We start from the raw sequence: 11,446 nt of genomic DNA, 5'->3' as shown, positions 1-11,446 counted from the left end.
ATAAGCGTATTATCTGGTCTCTTTTCAGTATTAACCTTCTGAGTTCAGAGGCTTATTCATGTCATGGCAATACTTCAAACAGACTTACCTGGTTAAGTTCTGGTCACCTGTCCCGGCCGTCATTGCGGCGGGCATTCTCTCTACATACTACTTCGGCATTACAGGCACCTTCTGGGCAGTTACCGGCGAGTTCACCCGCTGGGGTGGGCAACTGCTGCAACTGGCTGGCGTACATACCGAAGAGTGGGGATACTTTAAACTCATTCATCTTGACGGCACGCCGCTAACCCGCATCGACGGCATGATGATCATCGGCATGTTCGGCGGCTGTTTTGCTGCCGCGCTGTGGGCAAATAACGTCAAGCTCAGGCTGCCCAAAAGCCGGATCCGCATTTTGCAGGCGATTGTCGGCGGCATCATTGCCGGATTCGGCGCGCGCCTGGCGATGGGGTGTAACCTTGCCGCTTTCTTTACCGGGATCCCTCAGTTTTCGCTGCATGCGTGGTTCTTTGCTGTCGCTACGGCCATCGGCTCTTACTTTGGCGCTAAATTTACCCTTCTGCCGCTGTTTCGTATTCCCGTCAAAATGGTCAAAGTGAGCGCCGCGTCGCCGCTCACGCAAAAGCCCTCTCAGGCGCGTCGCCGTTTCCGCCTCGGTATGCTGGTCTTTTTCGCTATGGTGGCATGGGCGCTGTGTACGGCCATGAACCAGCCCAAACTCGGTCTGGCAATGCTGTTCGGTGTGGGTTTTGGCCTGCTCATTGAACGCGCGCAGATCTGCTTCACCTCAGCGTTTCGCGATATGTGGATCACCGGCCGCACGATGATGGCGAAGGCGATTATCGCCGGGATGGCGGTCAGCGCCATCGGTATCTTCAGCTATGTTCAGCTAGGCGTCGAACCGAAAATCATGTGGGCTGGCCCTAACGCGGTGATTGGCGGTCTGCTGTTTGGCTTCGGAATTGTGCTGGCCGGCGGGTGTGAAACCGGCTGGATGTACCGCGCCGTTGAAGGTCAGGTGCATTACTGGTGGGTGGGCCTCGGAAACGTTATCGGCTCGACGATCCTGGCGTACTTCTGGGACGATCTCTCCCCGGCGCTAGCCACGAGCTGGGATAAGGTCAACCTGCTGAGCGCTTTCGGTCCGCTCGGCGGCCTGCTGGTCACCTATGGCCTGCTGCTTGTCGCTTTTTTACTGGTTGTCGCGCAGGAGAAACGGTTCTTTCGTCGTGCCACCGTCAAAACTGAAACGCAGGAGAATGCTGCATGAAAGATATCGTGCCTGACTACCGCCTGGATATGGTCGGTGAACCTTGCCCTTACCCGGCCGTCGCGACGCTTGAAGCGCTCCCGCAGCTTAAAAAAGGTGAAATTCTGGAAGTGGTGAGCGACTGCCCGCAGTCCATAAATAACATTCCTCTGGATGCCAAAAATCACGGCTACACCGTGCTGGACATCCAGCAGGATGGCCCGACCATTCGCTATTTGATTCAAAAATAATCGCTGAAGGCCCCATAAGGGGCCTTTATCGCTTTGAATTGTAAGGCGTCTTGATCCACAGCAAAACCCAAACCTTCGACTTAAGTAAAATCTCACATCCCTTTTAAAGGAGGTTTTAGCGGTTTGATGTATTTACGAGCTTTACTGGTTTTCACCCTATTGATTCCCTTTCACGCATTCTCCCTGAATTTCTCATCTACCTTCCTGCGCCTTAACTGTCCGGAAAGAGGGCTCGTCGAGATTATTCTGCACGTTTACGACCATACGCAGGAAAGGTGGCGCGGTCATTTCGAAACCGGTGCGGGACACAAGCGCGCGGGAGATACCGAAATTATCCCGTTTGCGAATGGCGATATTCTTTTCCATTCCACCTCCAGCGACGCTTTCAGCTATTTATATGATGGGGAAAAGGTCCTGAGGCACTGCGTAAAACTTGATGAGCGACCGGTGTATCCGTCGTTTTGAAGCATGCAAAACAAACTGGCCACCGCGTGGCCAGTTTGACGGGAGATCAGAAACGGTAACCCGCAGAGAACATAAATACCCACGGGTCGAGGCGAGTGCTGATGCTTTGCTGCTGACCGCCCGCTTTGAAGCGTACGTCGGTATCAATATCCATATACCAGACGGAAGCGTTAATTAACCAGTCGCGGTTAATCAGATAATCCAGCCCGACCTGCCCTGCCATGCCCCACGAATCTTTCAGGCTGAGATCGGTCAGACCTGCCTCTTTCCCGGTATCGTTAAACTTCTCATCAAAGAAGGTGGTGTAGTTCACACCTGCGCCAATATAAGGACGCACCTTGCTGCTTGAGTCACCAAAGTACCACTGCGCCATCAGCGTTGGCGGCAGATGATGCACCGTGGCGATATCACCGGTTGGTCCAAGACCTACGCGATGACGGAAAGGCGTTGCGGCCAGAAGCTCAACACCAATGTTATCCGTCGCCATATAGGTAAAGGTTAACCCTAGCTGGGTATTATTACTGACGTTAAAACCGCCCATCCCCAGCACGTTATCAGAACCTTCAGTTGGGCGAACCGTAGCCGAACCGGCACGAATAAAGAATTCGCCTGCTTCATGCGCATACGCGCCGCCAGAGAGACTGCTTAATACAAGGGCTGCCACCGCTAATTTTTTCATATCCGCTCCATCGTTGTGGTTTTAATCGCGGGTGAGAATATACTCACAAAAGAGTATTAAGTGATCTGCCGCAGATCACATTAAAACCAGTAATTTAACATTCATTGATCTGGGTTAATTTTTTGTGGCACATCAAAAAGCAATAAGTTGTTTCCATGTCAATTTTTGGCATTTCACAGTTACAGAATTTTCTCATTTCCCCCTCTTGCTCTTCCTCTGGCGGCTGGATAATTTAGCGTTCTCACAAGTTGATTTGATGCGTTCTTCATTTGCAGGTGTGCCATGAGTGATAAAAACCCGTGCATGACGTGCGGAGCCTGTTGTGCGTATTTTCGAGTCTCTTTCTACTGGGCCGAAGCCAGCGATGGCGGCGGTACCGTTCCGGTTCATCTCACAGAGCCGCTAACGCCTTTTCTGCGCTGCATGAGCGGCACGAACCAAAAACAGGTCCGCTGCGCGGCGCTACAGGGTGAGCCCGGGGTCGCTACCCGGTGTTCTATCTATGAGGATCGTCCCAGCCCGTGCCGGGAATTTGCCATGTCGGGAGAAGATGGGCAGGTCAATGAATCCTGCAATCGCGCCCGGGCGCGCGTTGGATTACCGCCGCTTTACAAAGATATGCTTTTCCATACAAGCCTTGATGCTGCCACAGCAGGCGCATCCGGTGTACAATTGCCGGCTAATTAACACCTGCAATACTCAAGGAGAGTGCATGTCTATCACGGCGAAGTCTGTCTACCGTGACACGGGAAACTTTTTCCGCAATCAGTTCATAACCTTTTTACTGATCGCGTTGCTTTGCGCCTTTATCACGGTGATGCTGGGTCATGCGTTCTCACCGAGTGAAGAACAGATTGCCAGCCTGAGCCAGGGCGACCATCTTGCGGGAAGCGTGGGGTTGTTTGAGCTGGTGCAAAACATGACGCCGGAGCAGCAGCAAATTCTGCTGCGGGCCTCTGCCGCATCCACCTTCTCAGGCCTTATTGGTAATGCGGTTCTGGCGGGCGGCGTTTTACTGATGATTCAGCTGGTATCGGCGGGTCACCGGGTCAGCGCCTTACGGGCGATTGGTGCCAGCGCGCCGGTCTTGCCTAAGCTTTTTATCCTGATCTTTTTAACCACCCTGCTGGTGCAAATGGGGATTATGCTGGTCGTGGTGCCGGGTGTGTTACTGGCTATCGTGCTCTCCTTTGCCCCTGTCATGGTTGTGCAGGACAAAATGGGTATTTTTACCGCGATGCGCAGCAGCATCAGACTGGCATGGGCTAATATGCGTCTTGTGGCTCCCGCCGTGATCGGCTGGCTGCTCGCCAAAACGCTCCTGTTACTGTTTGCACCGAATTTTGCGGTATTGACGCCAAACGTTGGCGCAGTGGTGGCGAATACGCTGAGCAATCTTATTTCAGCGGTACTGCTGGTCTATCTGTTCCGCCTGTATATGTTAATTCGTCAGTAATCCTGAGGCGGGGACATCGCTGTCTCCCGCCCCGCTCAGAAGATGGAATCACAGAGAATGAAGCAGTTTCTTGATTTTTTACCGCTCGTGGTCTTTTTTGCTTTTTATAAGCTGTATGACATTTATGCCGCGACCACTGCGCTGATCGTTGCGACCGCTGTTGTACTGATCTACAGCTGGGTTCGCTATCGTAAAGTCGAAAAAATGGCGCTGATAACGTTCGTCCTGGTTGCCGTGTTCGGCGGTCTTACGCTGTTCTTCCACAACGATGAATTTATTAAGTGGAAAGTGACGGTGATTTACGCGCTGTTTGCCGGTGCATTGCTCATCAGCCAGTGGGTAATGAAAAAACCGCTGATCCAGCGCATGCTGGGCAAGGAGCTGACCCTGCCTCAGGAAGTCTGGTCGCGTCTGAATATCGCCTGGGCGGTCTTCTTTATTCTCTGCGGCCTCGCCAACATCTATATCGCCTTCTGGCTGCCGCAGAATATCTGGGTCAACTTTAAGGTCTTCGGCCTGACCGCGCTGACGCTTATCTTCACGCTGTTAAGCGGCGTATATATCTATCGCCACATGCCGCAGGACGATAAGCACTGATTAAGGACTGACCAGGACGTTAACGACAGGCGTTCTGGTCTATTCTCACCGCCTCGAAATCATAGTAGCATCCCGCCTGAAGTCTTCCGTTACGAGTTAAAACAATGACAACAACTAACGCCCCTCAGGGCGAACTGGTTTTACGCACACTGGCAATGCCCGCTGACACCAATGCCAATGGCGATATTTTTGGCGGCTGGCTGATGTCGCAGATGGATATGGGCGGCGCAATTCTGGCAAAAGAGATCGCACATGGGCGTGTGGTCACCGTGAGAGTGGATGGCATGACCTTCCTGCGCCCGGTTGCGGTGGGGGATGTGGTTTGCTGCTACGCGCGCTGCGTCAAGCGCGGCAATACCTCTATTTCAATCAACATTGAAGTATGGGTCAAGAAAGTCTCATCTGAGCCGATTGGACAGCGCTACAAGGCCACCGAAGCGCTGTTTATTTATGTCGCAGTGGACAGCGAGGGTAAACCTCGTCAGCTTCCGCAGGCCTGATCGACAGACAAAAAAAAAGCCTCCATCAGGAGGCTTTTTTCATTCCATCTGCGCCCCGCCGTTCAGGCGGAAAACAATGTTCACTATCAGGCCATTACCAGGCTTGCCGGGCTCATAACGCCATCTGCGCATAGCCGTTTTCACTTCTCGCTCAAACATATTAGACGGTTGAGCAGACAAGATTTCCACGTTATCAACGCGACCTTCCGCCGTGACGTCAAACTTCACCCGCACGCGGCCTTCAATACGTAGGGACTGAGCGCGAGGCGGATACTGAGGCTGATTGCGGCTCAGGGCACGCGGACCCGCAGGCGCGGTTACCGTCGGCTTTGCGGTCGTTGCCGTATTGTTCATCACCGGACGTGAAGGCGCTGCATTTTCAACCGGCTGCGTCGCGCGCGGTTCAACCGGGCGCTCCTCGCGTTTCGGACGCTCCTCGACCTTCTTCACCGGCTTTGGCTTCGGCTTAGGTTTTGGCTTCGGTTCAGGTTTATGGATAACCACCGGGGCTTCCTTCGGCGGCTCCGGAACGGGCTCGGGTTCTGGCTCCGGCTCAGCAACCGGCTGTGGCGGCGGAGGTGCAACCTGCGGCGGTTCGAGATCCGCCGGTGATACCATTGTCACCGAAATCGGCTGCGCGGGCGCTGGCATTTCAATAACCTGATGAACCGAGGTATACAGCAAACCCGCCACAACGGCACCGTGAATCACGACGGAAAGCAGTGTCGGCCAGGGAAAGCGGCGAGGTAAATCAAGGGTCATCGAAGTCATAATCATCAACGTTAAAAAACCGAACACTGATTTTAAATGCAAATAGCAATCATATTCAATAAGACACTTTGCTCTGGCGCAACTTTAGCGCATAAGAGGCCAAAAAAGGCGCATTCAGATCAGGACATTAACATTGTTTTTATTTTACATTGCAGTCGTTTGCCCTTTCACATAACGTAACTGACACTTTTACCGGTTAAGGAGCTTCGCCGTGTTTTACGTGATTTACTCTGAAGATGTTGCTGATTCACTCGCAAAACGCCAGTCTGTTCGCCCTGCCCACCTCGCGCGTTTGCAGTTGCTCCAGGATGAAGGTCGGTTACTGACCGCTGGCCCGATGCCTGCAGTAGACAGCAATGACCCAGGTGCCGCCGGTTTTTCGGGCTCCACGGTCATTGCCGAGTTTGAATCCCAGGAAGCCGCTCAGGCCTGGGCTGACGCTGATCCGTACGTTGCTGCGGGCGTGTATGCGAAGGTGACGGTTCGACCGTATAAGAAAGTGTTCTGATACCAAAGCGGCTCCGAAAGGAGCCTTTTTTATGGCGGCGGCTACGCGTCTCTGTGCCGGGTAAACTGCTGCTCCGTCATGAGGCTTCCCCACTGGTCGCCTTCCCACTCTTTCACCAGCGTAAAACCAAACGATTCATAAAGCCGCCGGGCGGTGGTCAGCTTGTTAAATGTCCAGAGATGCACGGCTGAAAACCCAACGCTGTCGCAAAAACGCATGGCTTCGGTGAGTAATTTTTTTCCCGCGCCATGGCCCCGACAGCCGTCGTCGATAATAAACCAGCGCAGGTGGGCTTCGCCCTGTTCTAAGTCCTCGCCATCGATTGCCACCGACCCCACGATCCTGTCGTTCATCACCGCCAGCCAGACCTGGTTACAGGGTTTGTCCAGCCGACCACTAAACTCAGCCAGACCTGCGGCCACTTTGGCCTCAAAGAAGCGACCAAAATTATGCCCTCGGGCGTAATAGCACCCGTGCATTTCGGCAATGCGGCCAATCATGCCGGGTAGATAACCCTGCACAATCTTAAGCTCGTCGGGGCGGGTATCGACAGTCGTCTCACGACACGCCAGCAGCGCGTTGGCGTAAAGGGATAATCCCTGAGAGATGGTTTGCTGCTGAGCGGGCTCCAGGGACTTTATCGCTGAGACAACTCGCTCGTTGCTGTAGGTATTAATTTTTTTGACCGTCTCATGGCCTTTCGCAGTCAACCTGAGACATTTTGCTCTGGCATCGTCAGTGGAGACCACCTCTTCCAGTTCACCCGCGGCAATCAGGCGAGCCAGCATTCGGCTGACGCTGGACTTTTCCAGACCCAGCAGCTGCACCAGTTGACCCGCCGTCATTTTCTTGCGCAATGCGATTTCGACGAGGGTGTGCACGGCAGAGGGTGAATAATGGGTTGAGGCCAGAGTGGAAGCCATAAAGCCTAACTCTCGCACCATCAGACGCGAGGAACTACGGATAACGCTGACTACGGGATTTTCGGTGTGCATATTATGCCCTCACTATTTAGTTGCACTATACAACTAAATAGTGAGCGGCTGTCAAACAGAATTAAAAAGGCTCCCTCAGGAGTTTTTTTAAATGCTTCAACATAATGAAATAAAAGGATTTGTTTCAGATCATGTCCACATGTTGACCACATCGGTATGAGAAGCCCTGCGATTGCGGGGCTTTTTTCATAAGGTAAATATTACTGATATTCTCTGATAAAAACTAATGTTTGATATGCGTTAATATTAGATCCATTAATAAAACACATTAACTCTGGTGAGTTTGTGAATATTCACCAGAATTTTATTTTACAATATCTTGATTGCTTAGCTTAGGAGCTAACTCTTCAAAAAAATCACTTTCAACATAAGGAATGTTACCTGTATGTCTTGAGTAAGCTATTCCTCCCGTAGTGATTAACTTCGAAATCGAACTTTCACTAATAACTCCAATAATTTTATTTTTCTTACCAGAACCGAAGCTTTCAGCATTATCAAATGCAAATCTTTTCGCTACTTCCCTATGAAAAGTGATTACTGATTGTATATTATCAAGAGGCATTAAATAAATTTCCGGAAGCAAATCCGTTATGTTTATCGCGACTAATCCAATGTTTTTCAAGGAGCCGCTATCTTTGATTCTCCTGTCGATTTGTTGATTAGCTATCTTAATATTCTTGGCAAGTTTTTTAATCGATTTTATTCTCTTGCATTCTACAAATAGAGATTTCCCATCAGGGAGTTCAACAACTATGTCGCATATACCTTTGAGCGAGACATTGTAGCCAGCACGAATAAATCTTGATGCGGTCGATAATTCAAACAAAAAATCTCTTGCCTGATCGTTATCAACCAATCCTCTATACTCCTGCCCGGAGATTATTTTATTAATCTGGTCTTGAAATTCCTGATGATTCAATACAGACAAATCATTATAAACTCTTATAATTTCATTAGCTTCTATATGAGAATTCAAGAACGATTTTATTAAAGGGATTTTATTTTCATCCTCTACTAGATCGAAAATCTTTTCTCCTTTTGACCAAGAGTTCATTTTTTGAAGATTTTTTTGATAGATGCCATATCTTGTGGAAGCATACTTAAACCCCATACTAGAAAACCATGAACAAACCTCATTGTATTTTTCTAATAAACCATTAAAATCATGTAAATAAAATTCCTGCTGCTGCATATACCATCCTTTAATAAATACAATCTATTTCAAAAACTTAATTATACCATTCACACATGCAAATTGTTGATACACTAATCACTTAATGATCAAATCCATTGAATTCTTTGTTGACCTGACTCTGTCGGGTGTGGCGATGCTGGCACCACCTCACCCGGTGAAACGATAAAGCGTTCGACCGTTTCAGTGGTCACAAACGTCGCGCTGCAGTTGATGTTTGTGCACTGGTGATACCGCTCTTTGGTCGTGTCAGTAAAATAGCGACTTGTGCGGGCGTGAGCGGCAAAATGGCATTTTGGACAGTGAAACATGGCGAGCACCTCATTTAATTTTAGATGCGTTAATTTTACTCACTTTTACTTTATATAACAAAGACTTAAAAAGCAAATCACTGCGCTAATTCTTCGCTTTCGTACTCCACATCCGAAACCTTAACCTCAAGCTCTAAGCCCGTCGTGTAGCCGCTCCCGTTGAGGTTATGCACCACCCGGCTGATTATCCACGCCTGATCGTCTATGACGCGCTTAACCCCTTTTACCGCGACTGGCGTTTCAGGAAATAAATCTGCCCGGCCAAACGCCAGCGAGATTGAAAACTCCGCGACACCTCGCTGCAGCTTGTCCCACTTCGCCTGAGCGGCGCGCATGGCCTGCGCCTTTGTCGCGTAAATGGTCGTCAACTCCAGCACGTTGTCAGCTTCTCCGGCCATATACTCACCCTCGTGCGCTTCCTGCTCTTTTTTGGCTTTGGCCTTTGCCGGGGCTTGGGTCGCTTTCGGGTGCTGCAACGCGCGGAGATGCTTCTCTTTTGGCTTACGCCTGAGCTTCACCTTTTGCTTTTGCGGCTTCGGGTCTTTGGTGTGCAGCCATTTTGCCGTCACGCCGGTATAGGCTTCCCGGTCAGCAATGGCAAACTGATGACGATCGCCGTCCCCGCGCTCAAGCGTCATCTGCGGAATGGGCTTTCCGCTGGCCGTCTTACCGCTCCCCGCTTTCAGGAATAACAGTTTCCCTGCTTTTACCGAAACCGACGCCCCGTTCCGTTCAGCCAGGCGGGACAGAAACACCGCGTCGGATACCTGCGACTGGTCAATGTGAGGCACGACGACGGTTTTCAGCGTGTCGGCCACGCTGGCCATCAGTTTATTGCGTGCCGCAATCGTCTCCACAATTTGCCCGAGCGTGGTGTCATGCCATGACTGTTCCCGACGAGAGTTCAGCATCCCGCGAAAATCGGCGCTTCGCCCCCGGATGGTCAGCGTATCAGGTGCGCCCCTGTGCTCGATTTCGTCGACCGTGAACGTCCCTTTTTTTATCAGCGCGGATCCCTGCCAGCCTAACCACAGCGTCAACTTTGCTCCGCGCGGTGGCATTGCTATCTGGCCGTCAGTGTCATCGAGCTTGATATCGAGTTGGTCGGCCTCGAATCCGCGATTATCGGTCATGGTCAGGCTGATAAGGCGGTCACTAAAATCCTGGGTGATATCGTCGTTATCGAGCTTGAGCATAAACGCCGGGGCAATCTTCGCCCCGGCCTGAATATCCATTCCCGTAATCATCCTGCCAGCCCTCCCAGCCAGTCACCGGCAGACGTGACCAGATTGTCGGCCTGCGTTTTCAGATCGCCATAAATGACCGCCAGCGATTTATCGACCCGCTTAAGGGAAAGGCTAAACTCGATTTTTCTCGCCGCTCCGTCGCTGAATAGCTCGGTGTGCGTGTGCGTCACTTTGTCGATTACATACATGCCGTGGATCATGCCCGTTCCGTCAATCAGCGGCCACGCGCGCCCCTCGTCTGCCATCAGCTCGATGGCGGTCAGTGACAGGCGTCCGCCGGTAATTTCGGGATAGAGCACACCCGACAGCGTGCGCGTGGTTTCACCTTCCCCGAGATACTGGTAAGCCGGTGGCTGTCCGATACGGTCGTTTGACGCCCAGCGGTAATCCTTCGAATACTGCATGGACTGATAGGGCAGCGTGCGGCGCTCAAACACAAACAAACCTAAAACCATTAACATGCTTTAAACACCCGCGCGTTTTCATCGACTTTTCTGGTCAGTTCCTGCTTAAGCTGCGCATAAGCGGTCTCCAGTTCAGTGACGCGCTGGTCGGTAGCGCTGAGATTGGTTTGCACCTGCTCGGTGACGGCGGTCACCGCCTCATGCACGTCAGCGAGACGGGCGTCATCGCTGGCCTGCTTACATCATGTACGTGACCGACGCGGCGCAAAGCAGCACCGACGTAGAGGCGCTGCGCTCCGCGATGCGCGACTCGAAAGGACTCGGGAATTTTAAAAAACTGTTTTTCTACGACCCGAACGGGAAACCGGATGGCATTAAGATCGTGCCGTTGAGTGAAGTCGCCAAGAAGAATGATTTTTTTAACATCAAGAAGATGAGCGCCGCTGATCTGCTCGACGCGCACCGCGTGCCGTTCCAGCTCATGGGCGGCAAGCCTGAAAATATCGGCTCGATGGGCGATATCGAGAAGGTGGCGCGGGTATTTGTGCGTAACGAGCTGACGCTGCTGCAGGAGCGGTTTAAAGAGATTCACGATTGGTTAGGAATGGAGGTGATCCGCTTTAAGGATTACAGCATCGAGACCGACTAAACCCGCCCAAAATGCCGCCTCCGGGCGGCACACCCTCAGAGCAAACCATACGCCGCATACGCGACGCAAGCGCCCCGACATCACCTTGACCGACTTCACATTACAGCGCGCCACCACGACACGCACAGACGCGCAAAAATAAATCCCGTCACCACGTCTGGCGCGCAGTGCT

At 51.6% G+C, this 11,446-nt stretch carries 15 protein-coding genes and 2 pseudogenes; 8 read left to right on the top strand and 9 right to left on the bottom strand.

The genetic code is table 11. The features are described 5' to 3' along the window. The first annotated feature begins 58 nt into the window (after positions 1 to 58). Together yedE and yedF are read left to right on the top strand one after the other, a co-directional pair. Positions 59 to 1,270, top strand: coding sequence for a selenium metabolism membrane protein YedE/FdhT (gene yedE, locus M2433_RS01230; protein ID WP_429052315.1), 1,212 nt, complete (start codon positions 59 to 61; stop codon positions 1,268 to 1,270). Further along, entirely contained in the window at positions 1,267 to 1,500 is a 234-nt protein-coding gene (yedF, locus tag M2433_RS01225; RefSeq protein WP_006175744.1) for a sulfurtransferase-like selenium metabolism protein YedF, read from the top strand. Before yedE ends, yedF begins: the two co-directional genes overlap by 4 nt. 192 nt (positions 1,501 to 1,692) lie before the next feature. Here the strand turns inward: yedF and M2433_RS01220 are convergent, their stop codons facing one another. Next, a complete protein-coding gene (locus M2433_RS01220; RefSeq protein ID WP_429052314.1) occupies positions 1,693 to 1,866 on the bottom strand; it encodes a hypothetical protein in 174 nt (57 codons plus the stop codon). Positions 1,867 to 2,011: 145 nt separating this feature from the next. Next, a complete protein-coding gene (gene ompW, locus M2433_RS01215; protein ID WP_059309855.1) occupies positions 2,012 to 2,644 on the bottom strand; it encodes an outer membrane protein OmpW in 633 nt (210 codons plus the stop codon). A 282-nt stretch (positions 2,645 to 2,926) separates the two neighbouring features. On the opposite strand from ompW, the gene M2433_RS01210 reads away from it, so the two are divergent. The 4 genes from M2433_RS01210 (at position 2,927) to yciA (ending at position 5,197) form a co-directional block, all read left to right on the top strand. Beyond that, positions 2,927 to 3,331 (top strand): YkgJ family cysteine cluster protein, encoded by a 405-nt coding sequence (locus M2433_RS01210; RefSeq protein ID WP_063429628.1) that lies wholly within the window; start codon positions 2,927 to 2,929, stop codon positions 3,329 to 3,331. Between the two features lie 25 nt (positions 3,332 to 3,356). Then, the gene (locus M2433_RS01205; RefSeq protein ID WP_429052312.1) at positions 3,357 to 4,100 is read left to right on the top strand and encodes a YciC family protein; all 744 of its coding nucleotides are present in this window, start codon (positions 3,357 to 3,359) and stop codon (positions 4,098 to 4,100) included. Positions 4,101 to 4,157: 57 nt separating this feature from the next. After that, positions 4,158 to 4,697, top strand: a complete 540-nt coding sequence (locus M2433_RS01200) for a septation protein A (protein ID WP_023312088.1) — start codon at positions 4,158 to 4,160, stop codon at positions 4,695 to 4,697. A 104-nt stretch (positions 4,698 to 4,801) separates the two neighbouring features. Continuing rightward, positions 4,802 to 5,197, top strand: a complete 396-nt coding sequence (yciA, locus tag M2433_RS01195; RefSeq protein ID WP_008502796.1) for an acyl-CoA thioester hydrolase YciA — start codon at positions 4,802 to 4,804, stop codon at positions 5,195 to 5,197. A 39-nt stretch (positions 5,198 to 5,236) separates the two neighbouring features. Here yciA and tonB read toward each other — a convergent pair whose 3' ends face one another. Beyond that, positions 5,237 to 5,959 (bottom strand): TonB system transport protein TonB, encoded by a 723-nt coding sequence (gene tonB / locus M2433_RS01190; RefSeq protein ID WP_429053093.1) that lies wholly within the window; start codon positions 5,957 to 5,959, stop codon positions 5,237 to 5,239. A 220-nt stretch (positions 5,960 to 6,179) separates the two neighbouring features. Between tonB and M2433_RS01185 the strand changes: the two genes are divergently transcribed. Beyond that, a complete protein-coding gene (locus M2433_RS01185; protein WP_047348250.1) occupies positions 6,180 to 6,476 on the top strand; it encodes a YciI family protein in 297 nt (98 codons plus the stop codon). Positions 6,477 to 6,517: 41 nt separating this feature from the next. Here the strand turns inward: M2433_RS01185 and M2433_RS01180 are convergent, their stop codons facing one another. From M2433_RS01180 to M2433_RS01155, 6 genes and pseudogenes are all read right to left on the bottom strand, one after another. Next, positions 6,518 to 7,471: a bifunctional helix-turn-helix transcriptional regulator/GNAT family N-acetyltransferase gene (locus M2433_RS01180; RefSeq protein ID WP_429052310.1), complete on the bottom strand. Its 954-nt coding sequence runs from the start codon at positions 7,469 to 7,471 to the stop codon at positions 6,518 to 6,520. Between the two features lie 304 nt (positions 7,472 to 7,775). Next, a complete protein-coding gene (locus tag M2433_RS01175) occupies positions 7,776 to 8,663 on the bottom strand; it encodes a hypothetical protein (protein WP_429052309.1) in 888 nt (295 codons plus the stop codon). An 89-nt stretch (positions 8,664 to 8,752) separates the two neighbouring features. Then, positions 8,753 to 8,974, bottom strand: coding sequence for a DNA-binding transcriptional regulator (locus M2433_RS01170; protein ID WP_429052306.1), 222 nt, complete (start codon positions 8,972 to 8,974; stop codon positions 8,753 to 8,755). Between the two features lie 77 nt (positions 8,975 to 9,051). Then, positions 9,052 to 10,221, bottom strand: a complete 1,170-nt coding sequence (locus M2433_RS01165) for a phage late control D family protein (RefSeq protein ID WP_429052305.1) — start codon at positions 10,219 to 10,221, stop codon at positions 9,052 to 9,054. Further along, positions 10,218 to 10,682 (bottom strand): phage tail protein, encoded by a 465-nt coding sequence (locus M2433_RS01160; RefSeq protein WP_429052303.1) that lies wholly within the window; start codon positions 10,680 to 10,682, stop codon positions 10,218 to 10,220. Before M2433_RS01160 ends, M2433_RS01165 begins: the two co-directional genes overlap by 4 nt. 5 nt (positions 10,683 to 10,687) lie before the next feature. Next, positions 10,688 to 10,864 (bottom strand): annotated as a pseudogene (locus M2433_RS01155) (GPO family capsid scaffolding protein); the annotation flags it as partial. Here M2433_RS01155 and M2433_RS01150 point away from each other — a divergent pair. Then, positions 10,858 to 11,274 (top strand): annotated as a pseudogene (locus M2433_RS01150) (phage portal protein); the annotation flags it as partial. The pseudogenes M2433_RS01155 and M2433_RS01150 sit on opposite strands and share 7 nt — an antisense overlap. Positions 11,275 to 11,446: the final 172 nt, after the last annotated feature.

This window comes from Enterobacter sp. AC1, assembly GCF_050434705.1.
Classification (GTDB): Bacteria; Pseudomonadota; Gammaproteobacteria; order Enterobacterales; family Enterobacteriaceae; genus Enterobacter; species Enterobacter cloacae_L.
The sequence above is the reverse complement of the archived record's forward strand: the minus strand, read 5'-3'. Positions and strand labels throughout refer to the sequence as shown.